This window comes from Streptomyces subrutilus (assembly GCF_001746425.1).
Lineage (GTDB): Bacteria > Actinomycetota > Actinomycetes > Streptomycetales > Streptomycetaceae > Streptomyces > Streptomyces subrutilus_A.
In genome coordinates, this window is record NZ_MEHK01000001.1 from 4,223,619 (window position 1) to 4,244,684 (window position 21,066).

Annotated in this window: 14 protein-coding genes; 8 read left to right on the forward strand and 6 right to left on the reverse strand. The window is 75.0% G+C overall.

The window, feature by feature from the left end:
- Positions 1-51 precede the first annotated feature (51 nt).
- The 4 genes from BGK67_RS20065 to serC form a co-directional block, all read right to left on the reverse strand.
- Positions 52-3,177: a sacsin N-terminal ATP-binding-like domain-containing protein gene (locus tag BGK67_RS20065; RefSeq protein ID WP_432215518.1), complete on the reverse strand. Its 3,126-nt coding sequence runs from the start codon at positions 3,175-3,177 to the stop codon at positions 52-54.
- A 64-nt stretch (positions 3,178-3,241) separates the two neighbouring features.
- Positions 3,242-3,739 carry a sortase domain-containing protein gene (locus BGK67_RS40750; protein ID WP_279628729.1) on the reverse strand — a complete coding sequence of 166 codons (498 nt, stop codon included), beginning with the start codon at positions 3,737-3,739 and terminating at the stop codon, positions 3,242-3,244.
- The gene (locus BGK67_RS20075) at positions 3,736-3,972 is read right to left on the reverse strand and encodes a hypothetical protein (RefSeq protein WP_069921379.1); all 237 of its coding nucleotides are present in this window, start codon (positions 3,970-3,972) and stop codon (positions 3,736-3,738) included. Before BGK67_RS20075 ends, BGK67_RS40750 begins: the two co-directional genes overlap by 4 nt.
- A gap of 62 nt (positions 3,973-4,034) precedes the next feature.
- On the reverse strand, positions 4,035-5,153 hold the full coding sequence (serC, locus tag BGK67_RS20080) for a phosphoserine transaminase (protein ID WP_069921380.1): 1,119 nt from the start codon (positions 5,151-5,153) through the stop codon (positions 4,035-4,037).
- Between the two features lie 168 nt (positions 5,154-5,321).
- Here serC and BGK67_RS20085 point away from each other — a divergent pair, with 168 nt between their 5' ends.
- Positions 5,322-8,243 (forward strand): FAD-binding and (Fe-S)-binding domain-containing protein, encoded by a 2,922-nt coding sequence (locus BGK67_RS20085; protein ID WP_069923989.1) that lies wholly within the window; start codon positions 5,322-5,324, stop codon positions 8,241-8,243.
- Positions 8,244-8,290: 47 nt separating this feature from the next.
- Positions 8,291-9,232 carry an EamA family transporter gene (locus BGK67_RS20090; RefSeq protein WP_069921381.1) on the forward strand — a complete coding sequence of 314 codons (942 nt, stop codon included), beginning with the start codon at positions 8,291-8,293 and terminating at the stop codon, positions 9,230-9,232.
- 79 nt (positions 9,233-9,311) lie between these two features.
- Here BGK67_RS20090 and BGK67_RS20095 read toward each other — a convergent pair whose 3' ends face one another.
- Complete coding sequence (locus BGK67_RS20095) at positions 9,312-10,322, reverse strand: helix-turn-helix transcriptional regulator (protein ID WP_069921382.1); 1,011 nt, start codon at positions 10,320-10,322, stop codon at positions 9,312-9,314.
- A gap of 39 nt (positions 10,323-10,361) precedes the next feature.
- Here BGK67_RS20095 and BGK67_RS20100 point away from each other — a divergent pair, with 39 nt between their 5' ends.
- Entirely contained in the window at positions 10,362-10,817 is a 456-nt protein-coding gene (locus tag BGK67_RS20100) for a hypothetical protein (protein WP_069921383.1), read from the forward strand.
- 219 nt (positions 10,818-11,036) lie between these two features.
- Here the strand turns inward: BGK67_RS20100 and BGK67_RS20105 are convergent, their stop codons facing one another.
- Positions 11,037-12,677: a CocE/NonD family hydrolase gene (locus BGK67_RS20105; protein ID WP_069921384.1), complete on the reverse strand. Its 1,641-nt coding sequence runs from the start codon at positions 12,675-12,677 to the stop codon at positions 11,037-11,039.
- A gap of 339 nt (positions 12,678-13,016) precedes the next feature.
- Here BGK67_RS20105 and BGK67_RS20110 point away from each other — a divergent pair, with 339 nt between their 5' ends.
- From BGK67_RS20110 to BGK67_RS20130, 5 genes are read left to right on the forward strand one after another with little or no spacing between them, the layout of a single operon-like run.
- Entirely contained in the window at positions 13,017-13,856 is an 840-nt protein-coding gene (locus tag BGK67_RS20110; RefSeq protein ID WP_069921385.1) for a TIGR03084 family metal-binding protein, read from the forward strand.
- Positions 13,853-16,285 (forward strand): acyclic terpene utilization AtuA family protein, encoded by a 2,433-nt coding sequence (locus BGK67_RS40100; RefSeq protein WP_244291272.1) that lies wholly within the window; start codon positions 13,853-13,855, stop codon positions 16,283-16,285. Before BGK67_RS20110 ends, BGK67_RS40100 begins: the two co-directional genes overlap by 4 nt.
- Positions 16,282-17,880 (forward strand): acyl-CoA carboxylase subunit beta, encoded by a 1,599-nt coding sequence (locus BGK67_RS20120; protein ID WP_069921386.1) that lies wholly within the window; start codon positions 16,282-16,284, stop codon positions 17,878-17,880. The genes BGK67_RS40100 and BGK67_RS20120 overlap by 4 nt, the downstream gene beginning before the upstream one ends.
- 8 nt (positions 17,881-17,888) lie before the next feature.
- On the forward strand, positions 17,889-19,796 hold the full coding sequence (locus BGK67_RS20125) for an acetyl/propionyl/methylcrotonyl-CoA carboxylase subunit alpha (protein WP_069921387.1): 1,908 nt from the start codon (positions 17,889-17,891) through the stop codon (positions 19,794-19,796).
- Positions 19,793-20,956 carry an acyl-CoA dehydrogenase family protein gene (locus tag BGK67_RS20130; protein WP_069921388.1) on the forward strand — a complete coding sequence of 388 codons (1,164 nt, stop codon included), beginning with the start codon at positions 19,793-19,795 and terminating at the stop codon, positions 20,954-20,956. The genes BGK67_RS20125 and BGK67_RS20130 overlap by 4 nt, the downstream gene beginning before the upstream one ends.
- Positions 20,957-21,066 lie beyond the last annotated feature (110 nt).

The following is a 21,066-nucleotide window of genomic DNA, read 5'->3' on the forward strand; positions in this document are numbered from 1 at the left end:
GCGGAAGCCGTACGAGGCCCCGGCGGCGGGAACCCGCGGCGCGGGCTCGTCCTAGTCGAACCACCTGTCCCGGGCCAGTTCCGCGGTCCGGGACGGGTCCTCCAGGAGGGCGGCCACCTCGAAGCGGCGGGGCCACTGGCCCGAGGACCAGGCGAGGGCGGCGGCCACGCCCTCCAGGGTGGAGGCGTGGACGGTGCCGTCGGGGGTGTGGCGCCAGTCCAGTTCGATGCCGCCCGCGATCAGTTCCTCGTGCTCGAGGTAGGTGGCCGGGGTCGCGGGGCCGAGCAGGATGCGGACCGGCTCCGGGACCTCGTGCTCCTCGCCCGGGGTGGTGACCTCCGCCGGAACCGTGTCCGAGAGGCGGCGGACCTGGAGGAGGTCCGCCAGGTCGGCGGCGCGGGACGGGGCCACCGGGAGCAGGGGCAGGCCCTCCGTCAGGGGGAGCAGGTCCGGGGCGTCCGCGATGACCGCGTCCGTCGCGTCCACCACCCGGACCTCGCCGTCGACCACCGCGCGCAGCTCGTCCGGGAGGGTGACCTGCTCGGGGTCCAGATCGGCCAGCGCCGAGTACAGGCCGTGCAGCTGGCGGCCCGTCACCTCGCGGTCCGGGTCCGCGAGACGGGCCAGTAGCTCGGCCGCGCCGCCCGGTTCGTCCAGCAGGGCCGGCACGGTGGTGCGTACGCCCAGGGCCCGCAGGACCTGCTCGTCCTCGAAGCCGGTGGCGTCCGCCGGGGTGTACAGGCCCGCCAGCAGCGGGTCGCCGCCCGCCGCGCGCAGGCCCGCCGGGCGGCGCCCGTCGAGCACCGGGTGGTCGCGCAGCCACCAGGCCGTGTACGGGCGCACCGACTGCGTGGTGCCGTCCGGGAGCAGGACGCGCACGGGCTGGGTCAGCGCGTCGCGCAGCGGGGGCCGGGCGAGCATCGCCAGGGCCTGGGGCCAGCAGTCGTCGTCGACCAGGTCCAGGTCGCGGACCGCGACCAGTTCCGTGGCCACCGGCGGCACCGGGGTGTCGGGCAGCTGGTCCAGGACGTCCTCGCACCACACGTCGACCGCGTCCAGCAGGCCCGCGTCGTCCGGCTCGGCGAAATCGCCCTCGCGCGGCTCCAGTTCGTCCGGGTCGAGCACCACGTCGGTGGCGCGGACCAGCTGGAAGGTGGCCAGCACCCCGCAGGCGGTGAGGGTGTCGGCGTCCCACCGGGCGGCCAGTTCGGCGTCCACGTACGGGACCTCGTCCTCGCGGATGACCGAGGCGAGCGGCGATCCGGGCAGCAGCAGCTCGCCGGCCGGGGTCGGCTCCCCGTCCTCGTCCGGGAGGGCCAGCGCGCCCAGCCAGGGCTCGTCGCCCGGTGCCAGCTCCGCGTCCCGGACCAGGCCCAGGACCACGTCGGCCAGCTCCTCCGGGTCCAGCGCGTCCTCGTCCCAGATCTCGCCCGCGTCCATCGAGCCGGCCACGGCGGCCCGCACCTGCGGGGTCCTCAGGACGGCCCGCGCGGTGGCCGGGAGGGCGCCGAGCTTCTCCAGCAGCGGGTGCGCGGCCTCCGGGTGGGCCACCTTCAGCCCCAGCCGGGCCAGGTCCGCCGGGGTGTCGGCGTAGGGCAGGAGGACGTGGCGCGGCCCGATCGTCGTACGGCCGTCGGCGAGCGGCACGGGCAGCCCGGACAGCCGGTCCGGATCGACCCCGGCGAGGGAGTCGTAGAGCCGGTACCACCACTCGGGGGTCCGCTCGATGCCCGCGATCCGCTCGATGGCGTCGCCGAGCGGCAGCCGGCCCACGCCCAGGGTGCGCAGCTCGGCGCGGCGCTCCAGGCCGGCCGGGAGCAGGGTCGGCAGGACCTCGGCGAGGACCCGTACGGTGTCGGCGCCGGCGCCCTCGACCACCTCGGCCTCGAAGGGGCGCAGGGCGGCCCGCTCCTCGGCGTGCTCGGGCGGGGCGGCGGGCGAGAGGAAGGCGGTACGGGGGAGCCGCCGCAGCACGGCGGCGCGCAGGGCCCCGTCCAGCTCGCCCTTGCCGAGGGGGCCGGGGACGAGGTCCACGAGGCCGGTGGTCACCGGGTCCCAGGTGCCGAGGAGTTCGGCGTACGCGTCGGCCGCGCGCTCCACGAGGAAGTCGGTCAGCGGGCCGGGCGCGGGGTGCCGGCGGGTGGTGTCCAGCGGCAGGCTCGCGATGAGCAGGGCGGGGATGCCCAGCGGTTCGTCGGTGGGGGTCGGCGCGTGTACGACGGGCGCGGTGGCCGGGCGCAGCGGTGCGCCGTCGGTGTCGACGGGCACGGCCCAGGACACCGACCAGAAGGGCCGCAGCCGTTCCTCCACGGGCCGGTCGGCGAGCAGGGCCTTCTCCAGGGGGCCGCCGTCGCGGACGGTGCGCCAGCGGTTGGTGCCCGACCGGGAGTCCTCGATGACGGCGTACGGGCCCTCGTCGTGGCGGTTCAGGGTGCGGGCGGGGCCGGCCGGCGTCTCGACGACCACCTCGCGCAGGCCGGGCAGGGTGAGCAGCAGGGCGTCGTCGATGCCGGTGAGGAGCCGTTCGACGAGGTCCTCGGCGGCGGCGTCGCGCAGCGGGAGGACCACGACGGTGTCGTAGCCGTCGGGGGCGGTGCCCTCGGCGGGCAGCGGGAGCCGCAGCAGCGGGACGTGGCCGTCGCGGCGGCGCAGTTCGTCGCCGAGGCCGGGGCTGCCGACGGCGGCGTCGCGGGCCAGTTCGCGGGCCTCGGCCAGGGACCAGCGGACGCCGCCGTGGCGGCCGAGGACGGCGGGCTCGTCGGACACGGCGAGGACGGCCGCGAAGCCGACGCCGAAGCGCCCGACGGGGCCGGTGGCGGGGCCGGCCCCCGCCGGCTCCCGCTTCGCGGAGGCGCGCAGGGTGCTCAGCGACTCCACGCCCGTCGCGTCGAGCGGAGCACCGGTGTTGGCGGCGGCCAGGACCGCGCGCCCGCCCTCGCCCGCGTGCAGGGTGAGCCGCAGCCGGCCCGGCACCCCGGCCCGGGCGGCTGCGTCCGCGGCGTTCTGGGCCAACTCCACGACCAGCCGGTCGCGGTAGCCGCCGAGCGCCAGGTCCTCCTCGGCGTTGGCGTCCTCGCGGAACCGCGCCGGACCCGCGCCCCAGGCGTCGAGCACCCCGCGCCGCAGCCGGGCCGTGCCGAAGGGGTCCACGCCGCTCTGGGCCGCCGTCACTCGCACGCTCACGCCGCTGCCTCCACGCTGTGCTGCCTCCAAGAACTCCTGAAGGTACCGCGTACCGGGGCTACCGCTCGCCCGTGAGGTGCGCGAACACCACGACGCCGGCGTCCCAGTGGCGGTCCTGGGTGAGGTTGCCGCCGCAGGTGATCAGGCGGAGCTCCGCCTTGCCGTGCGTGTCCCCGTAGACCTTGTCGGTCGGGAACGCGTCCTTCTTGAAGGTGTCGACCTCGTCGACCGCGAACACGGCGGTGGTGCCGTCGGCCCGGTGCACCTCGATCTTCTCGTCCTTCTTCAGGCGCTTGAGGTCGAAGAAGACGGCCTTGGGGGCCTGCGGGGTGTCCATGTGCCCGACGATCGCGGCCGCGCCCCGCTCACCGGGCGCGGGGCCCTGGGGCGCTCCCCGCCGCTGCGCCGCTGCCCGCCGAGCAGCCGAAGACGAGGGCGGCGGCGAGGGCCGGGGCCCCCGCCAGGGCGGCCGCGCGGCGTGCGCGGCCGCCCCGGCGGAGCGGTGCCGGCCGGGAACCGGGAACGGCGCAGTGCGCGGATCCGGGTCCGGACTCAGGCATTGCCGGTCTCGGCGGCGTAACCGGCCGGGGCCTCACCGGTGTTCACGGAGCCCTTGGGCTTCTTGTGCTCGCTCGGCTTCAGCGGCTGCGGCTGCACGTCGGGGGTGCCGCCCTTGGCCTCCGTGGAGAACTTGACGGTGTCGAACTGCTTGCCGCCCGCGAAGGCCCGGACGCCGTGGTAACCGGTCCGATTTTCGGGACCAAAGTCCCGGAGCCGGCGGCCGGACACGACGGAGCCCCCGGTGACACGAGGTCACCGGGGGCTCGGCGGAAAGGCGTCAGAGCAAGCCGTCAGAGCTTCTCGATCACGTAGTCGATGCACGCGGTCAGCGCCTGCACGTCCGCCGGGTCGATCGCCGGGAACATCGCGATACGGAGCTGGTTGCGGCCGAGCTTGCGGTACGGCTCGGTGTCCACGATCCCGTTGGCGCGCAGCACCTTGGCGATGGCGGCCGCGTCGATGTCGTCCGAGAAGTCGATCGTGCCGATGACGGCGGAACGCTTGTCGGCGTCCGTGACGAACGGGGTCGCGTACTTGGACGCCTCCGCCCAGCCGTACAGGTGGCGCGCGCTGGCCGCCGTACGCCCGGTCGTGAACTCCAGACCGCCCTGGCCGTTCATCCACTCCAGCTGCTCGTTCAGCAGGAAGAGGGTGGACAGCGCCGGGGTGTTGTACGTCTGGTTCTTCAGCGAGTTGTCGATCGCCGTGGGCAGCGAGAAGAACTCCGGAACGTGCCGGCCCGACGCGTGCACGCGGGCGGCCCGCTCCAGCGCGGCCGGGGAGAACGCCGCCAGCCACAGGCCGCCGTCCGAGGCGAAGGACTTCTGCGGGGCGAAGTAGTAGACGTCGGTCTCGGTGATGTCCACCGGCAGACCGCCGGCGCCCGAGGTCGCGTCCACCAGGACGAGCGACCCGGCGTCCGCGCCCGCGACGCGCTCGACCGGCGCCGCGACACCCGTCGAGGTCTCGTTGTGGGTGTACGCGTACACGTCCACGCCCGCCTCGGCCCGCGGCTCGGGGTGCGTGCCGGGGTCGGAGGAGATGACGGTCGGCGCGTCCAGCCACGGCGCGAGCTTCGCGGCCTTGGCGAACTTCGAGGAGAACTCGCCGAAGGTCAGGTGCTGGGACTTCTGCTCGATCAGCCCGTGGGTCGCGATGTCCCAGAAGGCGGTGGAGCCGCCGTTGCCCAGGATCACCTCGTATCCCTCGGGGAGGGAGAAGAGGTCCCGGAGCCCCTGACGCACCGAGCCGACCAGGTTCTTTACCGGGGCCTGGCGGTGCGAGGTTCCGAGCAGGGAGGTACCGGTGGCGGCGAGGGCGTCCAGCGCCTCGGTCCGCACCTTGGAGGGGCCCGCGCCGAAGCGTCCGTCGGCGGGCTTGATGTCAGCGGGAATCTGGATCTCGGCCACGAGCGGAGCGTATCGGGTCCTGGTCCGCCCCTCGGAGGCGCGTCCACCCGGTGAGACGCCCGGTGCGCGGGAATGGGACGCAGGGGAGGGGGCGGGTGATGTGCCCAGCCGCACCCGACGGCCCCCGACGCCCCCCGCCGGCCCCCCGACGGTGGCAGGGTGGACGCCGTGACGACACCCGGGGAACTCGAACGGACCTTGCGGGCGGAGCTGCGCGGCGAAGTGGACTTCGGTGCCGCGGCCCGGGCGCTGATGACCATGGACGCCTCGAACTACCGGCGCGTCCCGGTCGGCGTCGTCGCCCCGCGCGACGCCGACGACGTGGCGGCCGCGCTGGGCGTGTGCGCCGCGGCCGGGGTCCCCGTGGTCCCGCGCGGCGGCGGGACCTCCATCGCCGGGCAGGCCACCGGCGTGGGCGTGGTGCTCGACCTCACCCGCCACATGAACGCCCTGGTCTCCGTGGACCCGGCCGCACGCCTCGCCGTCGTCCAGCCGGGGCTGGTCCTGGACCGGCTGCGGGACGCGGTGCGCCCGTACGGCCTGACGTTCGGCCCGGACCCCTCCACGCACTCCCGCTGCACCCTCGGCGGCATGATCGGCAACAACGCCTGCGGGGCCCACTCGGTCGCCTGGGGGACCACCGCGGACAACGTGGCCGAGCTGGCGGTGACGGCGTACGGCGGCGCCGCCCACCGGATCGGGACCGGCTGGTCCGGAGCGCCGCGCGGCCTGCGCGAACTGGTCGAGGGGAACCTGGCCCTCCTGCGCACCGGCATGGCGGGCGGCTTCTCCCGGCGGATCTCCGGCTACGGGGGCCTCGACGCGCTGCTGCCCGAGCGGGGCGTGCAGATCGCGCGGGCGTTCTGCGGGAGCGAGGGCACGCTCGGGGTGGTCACCGAGGCGGTGGTGCGCCTGGTGGAGCTGCCGCCCGCGCCGGCGCTGGCGGTCCTCGGGTACGGGGACGAGAGCGCGGCGGCGGACGCGGCCGCCGGGCTGCTGGCGTACCGGCCGCTCACGGTGGAGGGGATGGCGCAGGACCTGGTGCGCGGCGCCGCCGGACTGCCGAGGGGCGGGGCCTGGCTGTTCGTGGAGACGCGGGACGAGGGCGCGGCGCACGAGCTCGTACGGGGCGCGGACGCGCTCGACGCGGTGGTGGTCGCCGACCCGGCGGCGCAGCGGGCGCTGTGGCGGATCCGGGAGGACGCGGCGGGCACGGCGACGCGGCTGCCCGGGGGCGCCTCCCGGCCGGAGTCCGGGGGCGGGGACATGGCCTGGCCCGGCTGGGAGGACTGCGCGGTGCCGCCGGCCCGGCTCGGCGCGTACCTGCGGGAGTTCCGCGCGCTGCTGGCGCGGCACGGGCTGCGCGGATCGCCGTACGGGCACTTCGGCGAGGGCTGCGTGCATGTACGGATCGACTTCGACCTCGTCTCGCCGCAGGGGGTGGCCCGCTTCCGGGCCTTCTCCTCCGACATGGCGGACCTGGTGGTGTCCCACGGCGGCTCGCTGTCCGGGGAGCACGGGGACGGGCAGGCGCGGGCCGAGCTGCTGCCGAGGATGTACGGGGCGGAGGTGGTGCGGCTCTTCGGCGCGTACAAGGACGTGTGGGACCCGGCGGGCGGCATGAACCCGGGGATGCTGGTCCGGCCGCACCGCCTCGACGAGAACCTCCGCTTCGCCGCCTTGCCGGACTCCGCCTTCGCGGGGGAGGTGGCCCGGTGCGTGGGGGTCGCGAAGTGCCGCTCGGCCGACGCGGGCGGGCCGGGGGTGATGTGCCCCTCGTACCGGGCCACGGGGGAGGAGCGGCACTCCACGCGGGGCCGGGCCCGGCTGCTGCACGAGATGCTGGCGGGCGAGGTCGTACGGGACGGCTGGCGCTCGCCGGAGGTCGCCGAGGCGCTGGACCTGTGCCTGGGCTGCAAGGGCTGCCTCAGCGACTGCCCGGTGGGCGTGGACATGGCCTCGTACAAGGCGGAGTTCCTGCACCACCACTGGTCGGGCCGCATCCGCCCCCTCGCCCACTACACCCTGGGAGGCCTCCCGGCCTGGCTCCGCCTGATCGCCCGGCTGCGGGGCGCGGGCGTCGCGAACGCCCTGGCCCGCCGGATCCGCGTCCCGGGCCTCGCCCGCGAACGCTCCCTGCCGGAACTGTCCCCCGAACCCTTCACCCGCACGCACCGCCGGACGACGCGGGGGAAGGGGCCGGTGCGGGCGCCCGCGGCGGGCCCCGGGTCCGCGTCGGCCCCGGCCTCACCCTCGTCCCCGGCCTCACCCTCGTCCCCGGCCTCACCCTCGTCCCCGTCCCCGTCCCCGTCCCCGTCCTCGCCCCCGCCCCCGCCCCCGCTCACCGTCACCCTCTGGCCGGACACGTTCACCGAGTACCTCACCCCGGAGGTCGGGCACGCGGCGGTCCGTGTGCTCGAGGCCGCCGGTCTCACCGTCGCCGTCCCCGCCGGCCAGGTGTGCTGCGGCCTCACCTACCTCTCCACCGGCCGCCTCGACCGCGCCCGCAAGGTCCTGCGCCGCACGCTGGCCGCCGTCGGTGAAAACCCCGGCCCCGTCGTCGTCCTCGAACCCAGCTGCGCCGCGGCCCTCCGCACCGACCTGCCCGCCCTCCTCCTCGACGACCCCCGGGCGAAAGGCCTGGCGGCAGCGGTCCGCACCTTCGCCGAGGCCCTGGAGGAGTACGCGCCGCACTGGCAGCCGCCCCGCCTGGACCGGCCGGTCACCGGCCAGACCCACTGCCACCAGCACGCGGTGCTCGGCGACGCCGCCGACCGGCGGCTGCGCGAGCGGGCCGGGCTCACCGGCGAGCTCAGCGGCGGCTGCTGCGGCCTGGCCGGGAACTTCGGCTTCGAGCCCGGCCACCACGAGGTGTCGGTGGCCTGTGCGCAGGAGCAGCTGCTGCCGTCGCTGAGCGCGGCCCCGGCGGACGCCGTCGTCCAGGCCGACGGTTTCTCCTGCCGCACCCAGATGGCCCAGTTGGGCGGAGTCCGGGCCCGGCACCTGGCGGAGCTCCTGGCGGACGGGCTGGCCGGCGGGCGAGGGGAACGAGGGCAGCGAGGGGAACCGGGCGAGCGAGGACCCGTGTAAGGCAAGACACGGAGCCGCACTCCTTACGAACCCCTTAACCTGGAGAGATGCCCGCACCCTCCGCCTCCCCGACGACGCACGCCACCCCGGCCCCGGCCGGCGCCGCGACCACCGCCAGGCCCCCCGCTCCCGGGGGCTCCCGCTTCGGCCCGGTCGCACTGGTGGTCTCGGCCGGGATATCGGTTCAGTTCGGCGCCGCCCTCGCGGTCATGATCATGCCGAGGGCAGGGGCGGCGGGCGTGGTCACCCTGCGCCTCGCGGCCGCCGCGCTCGTACTGCTGCTCCTGTGCCGCCCCAAGGTGCGCGGCTACCTCCGCGCCGACTGGGGCACGGTGATCGCCTTCGGCGTGGCCATGGCGGGTATGAACGGTCTCTTCTACCAGGCCATCGACCGGATCCCGCTGGGCCCGGCCGTCACCCTGGAGGTGCTCGGCCCGCTGGCCCTGTCCGTGATCGTCTCCCGGCGCCTGGTGAACCTGCTCTGGGCGGGCCTGGCCCTGGCCGGCGTCGTGCTGCTGGCCGGCCACGGCGGGGCCGGCTTCGGCGGTCTCGACCCCCTGGGCGCGGCCTACGCGCTCGGCGCGGGCGCGATGTGGGCGGCGTACATCGTGTTCAGCGCGCGCACGGGCCGCCGCTTCCCGCAGGCGGACGGCCTGGCCCTGGCGATGGCGGTGGCCGCCGTCCTGTCGCTGCCGCTGGGCATCGTCGAATCCGGCTCCGCCCTGCTGGTGCCGAGCACCCTCGCCCTGGGCCTCGGCGTGGCCGTCCTGTCGTCCGTACTGCCGTACACCCTGGAACTGCTGGCCCTGCGACGGCTCCCGGCCCCGACCTTCGCGATCCTGATGAGCCTGGAACCGGCCATCGCCGCCACGGCCGGGTTCCTCGTCCTGAACCAGGCCCTGTCCGCCCTGGACGCCCTGGCCATCGCGCTGGTGATCGCCGCCAGCATGGGGGCGGTCCGCTCCCAGACCCGGAAGCAGCCCGCCTGATGGACGCCGCCGCCTACCTCGCCGGCGCCCCGGACGCGGGTGACGAGCACTTCGGGCTCATGAACCTACGGCTCGGCTCCTAAGAGCGGTCCGCGCCGTGCGGGTCCTGCGGGAGCGGGCCCGGGGGCGGGAGGGTGTAGCGGGTGCTCAACGTGGTCAGGGTGGTCTGGATGCGGGCGCGCAGGGCCGGCGGGGACAGGACCTCCGCGTCCGCGGCCAGGGACAGGAACTGGGATTCCGCTTGGTCCGCCGACTCGATCGGGAGGGTGGCGCGGGTCCAGCCCGGCAGCTCCGGGTCCGGGCGGCCGGTGGCGGCCAGGGCGCGGGCCTGGGGCCCCGTCAGGCGGGACGCGGCGCGGGCGCTCAGGCGTACCTCCGCCTGCTCCGGGTACAGCCGCGCGTGGAAGTCCTCCTGGGTCCGGCGCCAGTGCGCGGCCAGGTCGAAGCCCTCGGGCAGTTCCACGGTCCGCGCCGTCGGCGTCACCGACAGGACCTGGTCCACCCGGTACGTCCGGGCGCCGTCCGGGCCCGCCACCAGGTACCAGCGGCCCGCCTTCAGGACCAGGCCGTAGGGGGCGAGGAGGCGTCGCACCTCCCTGGGCTCCTTCCAGCGCCGGTAGAGCACGTCGATCTCCCGGCCCTGCCACACGGCGTCGGCGACCTCGGCGAGGTACGGGGTCTCCTCGTGCTCCGCGTACCAGCCCGGCGCGTCCAGGTGGAAGCGCAGCCGCATCCGGTCGGCCTGCGCGCGCAGCTCCGGCGGCAGCGCCGCCCGCAGTTTCAGCTGCGCCGCCGACAGGGCCCGGCCCAGGCCCAGTTCCGCCGCCGGGCCCGGCATCCCGGTCAGGAACAGGGCTTCCGCCTCGCCCGTGCTGAGGCCCGTCAGCCGGGTCCGGTAGCCGGCGAGCAGCTGGTAGCCCCCGCTGTGCCCGGCGTCCCCGTACAGCGGGACGCCCGCCGCGGCCAGCGCCTCCGCGTCGCGGTAGACCGTACGGACGGACACCTCCAGCTCGGCCGCGAGCTCGGCGGCGGTCATCCGGCCGCGGGTCTGGAGCAGGAGGAGGATCGACAGCAAGCGGCTCGACTTCACTGACACATGGTGTCAGTGAAGTCCTCCTACGGTCCTCGCATGAACGATTTCGACTTTCTCATCGGCACCTGGGACGTCGCCAACCGCTGGCGCGCCGACTTCCTCGACGCGGACAGCGCGTGGGAGGAGTTCCCGGCCGTGTCCCGCGTCTCCCGCCACTTCGACGGCGGCGCCAGCTTCGACGAGATCGACTTCCCGACGAAGGGGTTCGGCGGTCTGACGCTGCGGCTCTTCGACCGGGAGCGCGAGCAGTGGTCGCTGTACTGGTCGAGCCGCCGCACCGGTGTCCTGTTCCCGCCCGTCGTCGGCCGGTTCGAGGGTGGGCGCGGGGTCTTCGAGGGCGAGGACACGCACGACGGGAAGCCGGTGCGCGTGCGGTTCGTGTGGTCGGGGACGGAGCCGGGGCAGGCGCCGCGCTGGGAGCAGTTCTTCTCCCTCGACGGCGGCACCGGCTGGATCCAGAACTGGACGATGGACTTCACCCGGCGCCCCTGAGACCGTACGCCCCGCCCGGCCGGCCACGGGGGGCCGGCCGGACGGGGCGTACCCCTGCCTAGTGCTGTGACCGGGAAGGTTCACCGGGTCGCGGCCCCCGGCACGGCACCTCGCCGCGTTGTCGGGCCACGCGAGTACGTCCGGTACGAGCCGTGGCCCTCCGCCTTGCGATGCACCGCACCGGACACCGCGACCCGGCAAACCTTCCCGGCCACAGCACTAGCCCAGCGGCAGGTCCAGGTAGGAGGGCGTCGGCTCCGGTGAGGTGAAGGCCAGCGTCGCGCGCGGCAGGTTGGCGTCGCCGTAGAAGGGGTCGCGGGCGTCGATCACCAGCAGCAGCCGGTGGCCGCGCGGCACGTCGTACGCCGTGGCCTGGAGGTCGATGTCCGCGCTGATCAGGCTGTCGGGGGGCGAGCCGAGGTCGGTGTACGGGGCGTGCGTGACGAGGTGCGCGGTGCCGTCGGGCGCGGTGTCGAGGAGGTACGCGACGAAGGCGGAGCCGGGGTTGGGCGCCCGGTAGGTGACCCGCAGTGCCGGTGTGCCGCGCAGCCGGGTGGTCTCCTCCATCGGCGCCGAGGCCCATACGGCGGCCACCGAGCGGTCGATGTCGCCCGTCGGGTAGGCCTTGGGCCGGCCGGCCATCTCCGCGTAGCCGGACAGGACCACCGCGTCCGCGACGGTCGCCGCGGTGTCCACCCCGCACAGCACGGTCGCCGTCCAGCCCGCCTCCGGAGCCTCCGCCAGGTCCCCGCTGCCCGCCAGGTACAGCCGGTGCGTGTGCTCGGTGAGGGAGGGCCAGGTCGGGCGGGATTCGAGGGTCTTGTTCCACATGACCTCGACGAGCACCTCGCCCTCGTCGCCGATGCCGTTGTCGATCTCCTTGAGGTGGTGGTCGAACCAGCGGTGGGCGTCCGTCCATATGCGGTTCGGCAGGCCGAACATGCCCGAGGACTCGGGGCCGGAGTGGTCGCCTATGGACAGGACCATGCGCTTGGGGCCGGTCAGCTCGTTGAACGTCTTCAGCGTCTGGTTGACCGGGAAGAGCGTCTCGTGCCAGGCGTGCGCGCAGAGGACCGGCACCCGGCGGCGGTTGAGCTCCTTGACGTGCGTGAGCGGCGAGCGCGGCTCGGCCCAGGCCAGGGTGCCGCGGATGTCGCGGTCGGCGAGGACGTTGTCGAAGACGCTCTGCGTCCGCGGGCTCAGCCGCGCCTTCCCGGCCGCGTCGAGCAGGGCCCGTACGGCGGCGACGTGGCGGGTGGAGTTCTCGTAGAAGGCCTCCCCGAGGTCGCCCCAGGTGCTCAGCGCGACCACGGCGTCGACGCGGGTGTCGTGCGCGGCGACCAGCTGGCTGATGCCCGAGCCGTACGAGTCCCCGAGGAAGCCGATCTTCGTCACCGGGCCGGCGGCGCGCTCGACGAGGTGGTCCAGGGCCCGGCTGCCGTCGGCGACGTCGAGCGGGCCCGCCACGTCCACCTGGCCCTCGGAGCCGGGGAAGCCGCGGGCGGTGTAGGCGAGGACGTCGTAGCCGCGGGCCGCGAACAGGGTGGCCTGAACGGCGTACACGAGCCAGCCCAGGCTGGTCCACGGCGAGGGCATCACGATCAGCGGGCGCGGCGCGCTGCTCGTGTGCCGCCAGAGCGCGGCGTCGAGCAGGTCCCCGTCGGCGCCGGTCACCTTGCCGCGGGTGAAGACGGCGACGGACCGGACCTCGGCGACCTCGGCGGCGCGGACGGGGGGCAGGCCGGTGACGTCACCGCTCTCCAGGGCCGCGACGAAGGCGTGCAGGGCGTTCGCGTCGAGCTCGGGGTAGAGGGAGAAGGGGGTCGGGGGAGGCTGCGGGGTGCGGGCGGCTGGAGTCACGTCGGTTCATCCTCTTCGTCGTGGTCTGCGTCGAGTGACATGAACGTGCTGCGCGCGCCCGGGCCCGGAGCGGAGCGTCCAGTATCGACGGGACATCCGGTGATGTATCGCGAGTTTCCGGCTTACGGCCTGAATCGCCCCGTCCGGCCTCGGCCCGGCAGGCGAGCGGGCCGCCCGGAGACCGGCGGCTGCCAGGAAGGCACGCCAACTTCCCTCACCCTTACGGTGGTTGGCCGGGGTGGCGGGAACGTGCCACCCCGCGAGAAAACCATGCAAGCGTGCTTGATTGTTTTGCAGGCGGCTGCCAGTGTTCCCCTCACGCCGAGAGGGGAGCACACCGTGCCCGATCCGTCCGCCGTCGAAGCCACCGCCGCCGCCGTTTTCGCGGACCTGCGCGAAGAAGGGCGCGAACTCGACGCCCTCATAGGCGAGTTGCCCGCTCCCGACTGGACCCGGCCCACCCCCGCGCCCCGCTGGAGCATCGCCCACCAGATCGCCCACCTGCACTGGACCGACCGGGCCGCACTGCTTTCCCTCACCGACGCCGCCGGCTTCGCCCACCTGGTCGAGGAGGCACTCGAAGCCCCCGAATCCTTCGTCGACGAGGGCGCGGGAGAGGGCGCGAAGCTGCCGCCCGCCGAGCTGCTCGCCCTCTGGCGCTCCGGGCGCGCCGCCCTCGACGCCGCCCTGGCGGCCGCCTCGCCCGACACCCGCTTCCCCTGGTACGGGCCGCCGATGAAGGCCGCCTCCATGGCGAGCGCCCGGCTGATGGAGACCTGGGCGCACGGCCAGGACATCGCCGACGCCCTCGGCGTACGCCGCATCCCGACGGCCCGGCTGCGGCACGTGGCCCGGATCGGCGTACGGGCCCGCGACTACGCCTACGCCGTACGCGGACTGCCCGCGCCCGCCGAGGAGTTCCGGATCGAGCTCACGGCCCCGGACGGCTCCGGGGTGTGGACGTACGGGCCCCCGGACGCCCCGCAGCGGATCACCGGCCCGGCGCTCGACTTCTGCCTCCTGGCGACCCAGCGGGCCCACCGCTCCGACCTCGCCTTGGCCGCGTCCGGCCCCGACGCGGACCGCTGGCTCGACCTCGCCCAGGCCTTCGCGGGCCCGGCGGGACCGGGCCGGGCGCCGGAGGGTCCCGGCGGCCGGTCTCCGGAGGCCTCCCGATGACCACGGCCCACCACTCCCACCACTCCCACCACTCCCACCACCCCCGTCGCCCCCTGCGCATCGGCAACGCGTCCGGCTTCTACGGCGACCGCTTCGACGCCCTGCGCGACATGCTGACCGGCGGCCCGCTGGACGTGCTGACCGGGGACTACCTGGCCGAGCTGACCATGCTCATCCTCGGCCGCGACCGCCTGAAGAACCCGGACCTCGGCTACGCGAAGACCTTCCTGCGCCAGCTGGAGGAAGGGATCGGGCTCGCGCAGGAGCGGGGCGTACGGATCGTCACGAACGCGGGCGGCCTGAACCCGGCCGGACTGGCCGACGCGGTGCGGGCCCTGGCGGCCAAGACAGGGGTGCCCGTCACCGTCGCACACGTCGAGGGCGACGACCTGATGCCGTACGGGGAGGGGGCGCTGACCGCCAACGCCTACCTCGGCGGCGCCGGGATCACGGCCTGCCTGCGGGCCGGGGCGGACGTGGTCGTGACCGGCCGGGTCACGGACGCGGCGCTGGTCAGTGGCACGGCGGCCTGGTGGTTCGACTGGGCGCCGGACGACTATGACCGGCTGGCGGGAGCGGTGGTCGCGGGCCACGTCCTGGAGTGCGGCACGCAGGCCACCGGCGGGAACTACTCCTTCTTCGCCGCGCACGACGTCCGCCGCCCGGGCTTCCCCCTCGCGGAGGTCTCCGAGGACGGCTCCTCGGTGATCACCAAGCATCCGGGCACGGGCGGACTCGTTTCGCCCGGCACCGTCACCGCCCAACTCCTCTACGAGACCCAGGGCGTCCGCTACCTCGGCCCGGACGTCACCGCCCGCCTGGACACGGTCCGGCTCTCCGAGGACGGGCCCGACCGCGTCCGCGTCTCGGGCGCGGTCGGCGAACCGCCCCCGGACACCCTCAAGGTGGGCGTCACCCGCATCGGCGGCTGGCGCAACGAGGTGGTCTTCGTCCTGACCGGCCTGGACATCGAGGCGAAGGCGGCCCTGGTGCGTGCGCAGCTGGCCGGGGCGCTGGAGGGGGTCGCCGACGCGAGGTGGACCCTGTCCCGCACAGACCACGAGGACGCCCCGACGGAGGAGACGGCGAGCGCGCTGCTGCGCCTGGTCGTCCGCGACCCGTCCCCGGACCGGGTGGGCCGCGGCCTGACCTCGGCCGCGATCGAACTCGCCCTGGGCAGCTACCCCGGCTTCCACGTGACCGCCCCGCCGGGGGCGGCCCAGCCGTACGGGGTCTTCGGCTCGGACTCCGTCCCGGCGGAATCGGTCCCCCAGGTGGCGGTCCTGCCGGACGGCTCGCGCCTGCCGGTCCCTGCCGCGTGGCCGTCTCCCCCCACCCCGCCCGTTCCCGAAACCGCGGGCTCCGCCCCCAGTCCCCCGCCCCTTCCCGAGACCGGGGGCTCCGCCCCCGGCCCCCCGCCCCCGTCGGAGGCCAAGCCCCCGGGCCCCGCGGGAACCTGGACTTCGGACCCGTCGGGCACTAGGCCCCCGGGCCCCGCGGGGGCTCCGCGCCCCGACCCCGCGGGGGCTCCGCCCCCCGACCCCGCCGGGGCTCCGCCCCCCGACCCCCGCGCCTCAAATTCCCCCAGCTACCGCTGGGACGTGTCCCCAGGCGAGGCTGAACGTGCCGCCCCGGTCCCATCCAGCGCACAGGCCGGCACCGTTCAATCCCAGCCCGGCCAAACTCCAGCCCCTCCGGCGCTTGAGGAGCGGGGTACGGGGCGGAGCCCCGGTCTTGTAGCCGCGCCGGCGTCCGAGCCTCGGGACACGGGGCCGGGCCCCAGCCTCGCAGCCCCTCCGGCGTTTGAGGGGCGGGGTACGGGGCGGAGCCCCGGTCTTGTAGCCGCGCCGGCGTCCGAGCCTCGGGACACGGGGCCGGGCCCCAGCCTCGCAGCCCCTCCGGCGTTTGAGGAGCGGGGTGCGGGGTGGAGCCCCGGTCTTTCAGCCGCGCCGGCGTTTGAGGCGCGGGGGCCGGGGCCGGGCCCCGGTTCGGGAAGGGGCGGGGTGGGGGAGAGCCCCGCAGGGCCCACCACCCGCGCCCCGCTCGGCTCGGTGGCCGGCGCCCGCAGCGGCGACAAGGGCGGGGACGCCAACGTCGGCGTCTGGGCCGAATCGCCCGCAGCCTGGGACTGGCTCCACCGCACCCTCACGGTGGACCTCCTCCAGGACCTGCTCCCCGAGGCCAGGGACCTGCCCGTCACCCGACACGTGCTCCCGAACCTCCGCGCCCTGAACTTCGAGATCCACGGCATCCTCGGCGACGGCGTCGCCTCCGGCCACCGCTTCGACCCGCAGGCCAAGGCCCTCGGCGAATGGCTCCGCGCCCGCCACCTCGACATCCCGACCCACCTGCTGCCCGACCCCGCCCCGGCGACGGACCCCGCCCCCGCGCCCGAACCCGCACCCACCCCGGAGGGCCCCGGCTCATGACCCGCCTCCGCACCACCGTCGACCCGCACGCCCCCGAGCACGCCCAGGCCCGCACCGCCGCCCTGGAACGCCTCGCCGCCCTCGACGCCGAGCACGCGAAGGCGCTCCAGGGCGGCGGCGAGAAGTACACGGCCCGGCACCGCCAGCGCGGCAAGCTGCTGGCCCGCGAGCGCGTCGAGCTGCTGCTCGATCCGGACACCCCGTTCCTGGAGCTGTCCCCGCTGGCGGCCTGGGGCAGCGACTACCCCGTCGGCGCCTCCATGGTCACCGGCATCGGCACCGTCGAGGGCGTCCAGTGCCTGGTGACCGCCAACGACCCCACCGTCCGCGGCGGCGCCAGCAACCCCTGGACCCTGAAGAAGGCGCTCCGGGCCAACGAGATCGCCCGGCAGAACCGCCTCCCCTGCATCAGCCTCGTGGAGTCCGGCGGCGCCGACCTGCCCTCCCAGAAGGAGATCTTCATCCCGGGCGGTGCGATCTTCCGCGACCTCACCCGGCTCTCCGCCGACCGGATCCCGACCGTCGCCGTCGTCTTCGGCAACTCCACCGCCGGAGGCGCGTACATCCCCGGCATGTCCGACCACACCATCATGATCAAGGACCGGTCCAAGGTGTTCCTCGGCGGCCCGCCGCTGGTCAAGATGGCCACCGGCGAGGAGAGCGACGACGAGTCCCTCGGCGGAGCCGACATGCACGCCCGCACCTCCGGCCTCGCCGACTACTACGCCCTCGACGAGCAGGACGCGATCCGCCAGGCCCGCCGCGTCGTCGCCCGCCTGGGCCACCGGCCGGCGCACGCGGAGCCGCCGAAGGCCGAGGAGCCCGCGTACGACCCCGAAGAGCTCCTCGGGATCGTGCCGCCCGACCTGAAGACGCCCTTCGACCCCCGCGAGGTCATCGCCCGCATCGTCGACGCCTCCGACTTCGACGAGTTCAAGCCGCTGTACGGCACCAGCCTCGTCACCGGCTGGGCCGCCCTCCACGGCTACCCGGTCGGCATCCTCGCCAACGCCCAGGGCGTGCTGTTCAGCGCCGAGTCGCAGAAGGCCGCCCAGTTCATCCAGCTCGCCAACCAGCGCGACATCCCGCTGCTCTTCCTCCACAACACCACCGGCTACATGGTCGGCAAGGAGTACGAGCAGGGCGGCATCATCAAGCACGGCTCGATGATGATCAACGCGGTGTCCAACTCCCGCGTCCCCCACCTCTCCGTCCTGATCGGCGCGAGCTACGGCGCCGGCCACTACGGCATGTGCGGCCGCGCCTACGAGCCCCGCTTCCTCTTCGCCTGGCCCAGCGCCAAATCCGCCGTCATGGGCTCCCAGCAGCTCGCCGGGGTGCTCTCCATCGTGGCCCGGCAGTCCGCCGCCGCCAAGGGACAGCCGTACGACGACGAGGCCGACGCCGGCATGCGCGCCTTCGTCGAGGCGCAGATCGAGTCCGAGTCCCTGCCGATGTTCCTGTCCGGGCGGCTGTACGACGACGGGGTCATCGACCCGCGCGACACCCGTACCGTCCTCGGCCTGTGCCTGTCGGCCGTCCACAACGCCCCCGTCGAGGGCGCCCGCGGCGGCTTCGGCGTCTTCCGGATGTGAGCCCGCACATGACCATCACCTCCCTCCTCGTGGCCAACCGCGGCGAGATCGCCGTCCGCGTCTTCCGCACCGCCCGCGCCCTGGGCCTGGCCACCGTCGCCGTCCACTCCGACCCCGACGAGCAGGCCCTGCACGTACGCGACGCCGACGCGGCCGTACGCCTGCCCGGCGCCGCCCCGGCCGACACCTACCTGCGCGGCGACCTGATCATCAAGGCCGCGCTCGCCGCCGGAGCCGACGCGATCCACCCCGGCTACGGCTTCCTCTCCGAGAACGCCGCCTTCGCCCGCGAGGTCCGGGCCGCCGGAATGGCCTGGATCGGCCCGCCGCCCGAGGCCATCGAGGCCATGGCTTCCAAGACCCGGGCCAAGGAGCTGATGCGCGCCGCCGGCGTCCCGCTCCTGGAACCCGTCGACCCGGCCGCCGCCACCACCGCCGACCTGCCCCTGCTCCTCAAGGCGGCCGCCGGCGGCGGGGGCCGCGGGATGCGCGTGGTCCGCGACCTCGGCTCCCTCGAGGAGGAGCTGGCGGCGGCCGCCGCCGAGGCCCGCTCGGCCTTCGGCGACGGCGAGGTCTTCGCCGAGCCCTACGTGGAGCGCGGCCGCCACGTCGAGGTGCAGATCCTCGCCGACGCCCACGGCACCGTCTGGGCGCTGGGCACCCGCGACTGCTCCCTCCAGCGGCGCCACCAGAAGGTCATCGAGGAGGCCCCGGCGCCCGGCCTGCCGGAAAGCCTGCGCGAGAGCCTCCACGAGGCCGCCGTCGCCGCCGCCCGCGCCGTCTCCTACCAGGGCGCCGGCACGGTCGAGTTCCTCGTCACCGCCGACGGACGCCCGTACTTCCTGGAGATGAACACCCGCCTCCAGGTCGAACACCCCGTCACCGAAGCCGTCTTCGGCCTCGACCTCGTCGCCCTCCAGCTGCGCGTCGCCGAAGGAACGGCCCTGCCGCTCACACCCCCGGAGCCCGTCGGCCACGCCGTCGAGGCCCGCCTGTACGCCGAGGACCCCGCCCAGGACTGGCGCCCCCAGACCGGCGTCCTGCACACCCTCGCCGTGCCCGGCGAGGTCCGCGTCGACACCGGCTTCGCCGACGGGGACGAGGTGGGCATCCACTACGACCCCATGCTCGCCAAGGTCGTCGCCCACGCCCCGACCCGCGCCGAGGCCGTACGCGTCCTCGCGCACGCCCTGGCCGGAGCCCGCATCCACGGGCTCACCACCAACCGCGAGCTCCTCGTACGGTCGCTGCGCCACCCGGAGTTCGCCGCCGGACAGCCCGACACCGGGTTCTACGAGCGCCACCTCGCCGCCCTCACCCAAGACGCCCCGGACGCCACCCTGTCCGCCCTGGCCGCGGCCCTCGCCGAAGCGGCCCCGGCCCCGGACGCCCCCCTCGCCGCCCGCCTCGGCGGCTGGCGCAACCTCCGCTCCCAGCCCCGGACCCGCCGCTACACGGCGGCAGGCACCGAGTACGAGGTCGCCTACCACCCGGTGGACCACCCCGGAGTCCGCGTCCTGTCCGCCACCCCGGACCTGGTCACGCTCGAAGTCGACGGCATCCGGCGCTTGTTCCACGTGAAACAAAATTCGAACAACTCCGACCTCTACGTTGATTCGGCGCTCGGCGCCCACACCCTCACCCCCGTCCCCCGGTTCGCGGACCCCAAGGCCCGCACCGAACCGGGCTCCCTCCTCGCCCCCATGCCCGGCACCGTGGTCCGCGTCGCCGAGGGCCTCGCGCCCGGCGCCGCCGTCACCGCCGGGCAGCCCCTGCTCTGGCTGGAGGCCATGAAGATGGAGCACCGCATCCTCGCTCCCGCCTCCGGCACGCTCACCGCGCTCCACGCCACCACGGGCCGGCAGGTCGAGTTCGGCGCCCTGCTCGCCGTAGTCCAGGAGGAATCGACGTCATGAGCTCCGCCACCATCGAAACGCCCGAGCACAAGGCCCTGCGCACGGCGGTCGCCGCCCTGGGGCAGAAGTACGGCCGCGAGTACCTCGCCCGCGTCGCCCGCGAGGGCGGCCACCCCGACGAACTGTGGGCCGACGCCGCCAAGCTCGGCTACCTCGGCGTCAGCCTGCCCGAGGAGTACGGCGGCGGAGGCGGCGGCATCGCCGAACTGTCCATCGTCCTGGAGGAACTCGGCGCCGCGGGCTGCCCGCTGCTGATGATGGTCGTCTCACCCGCCATCTGCGGCACGGTCATCTCCCGCTTCGGCACCGAGGACCAGAAGCGCACGTGGCTCCCCGGCCTCGCCGACGGCAGCCTGACCATGGCCTTCGGCATCACCGAACCGGACGCCGGATCCAACTCCCACCGCATCACCACCACGGCCCGCCGCGACGGCGACGACTGGATCCTCACCGGCCGCAAGGTCTTCATCTCCGGCGTGGACATCGCCGACGCCACCCTCATCGTCGGCCGCACCGAGGACGCCAGGAGCGGCCGCCTGGTGCCCTGCCTGTTCATCGTCCCGCGCGAGGCCCCCGGCTTCACCCGCTCGGTCATCGACATGGAACTCCAGGCCGCGGAGAAGCAGTTCGAACTGGTCCTGGACGACGTACGCCTGCCCTCCTCCGCCCTGGTCGGCGACGAGGACGCGGGCCTGCTCCAGCTGTTCGCCGGCCTCAACCCGGAACGCATCATGACCGCCGCCTTCGCCATCGGCATGGGCCGCTACGCCCTCGCCAAGGCCGTCGACTACGCCAAGACCCGCCAGGTGTGGAAGGACCCCATCGGCGCCCACCAGGCCCTGGCCCACCCCCTGGCCGCGGCCCACATCGAGCTGGAGCTGGCCCGCCTGATGATGCAGAAGGCCGCCCACCTCTACGACGCGGGCGACGACATGGGGGCCGGCGAGGCCGCGAACATGGCCAAGTACGCGGCCGGCGAGGCTTGTGTCCGGGCCGTGGACCAGTCCGTCCACACCCTCGGCGGCAACGGCCTCACCCGCGAATACGGCCTGGCCTCCCTCATCACCGCCTCCCGCGTGGCCCGCATCGCCCCGGTCAGCCGCGAGATGATCCTCAACTTCATCTCCCACCAGACCCTGGGCCTGCCCAAGTCGTACTAGACCCACCCCGGCCCCGGCCCCCCGCAGCACAGGCCCCCGGCCCGGCCGGGGGCCCAGCACCCCCGGCCGGGCCCCCGGCCCACCGCCCAGCCGCCAACCCCTCCGGAGGA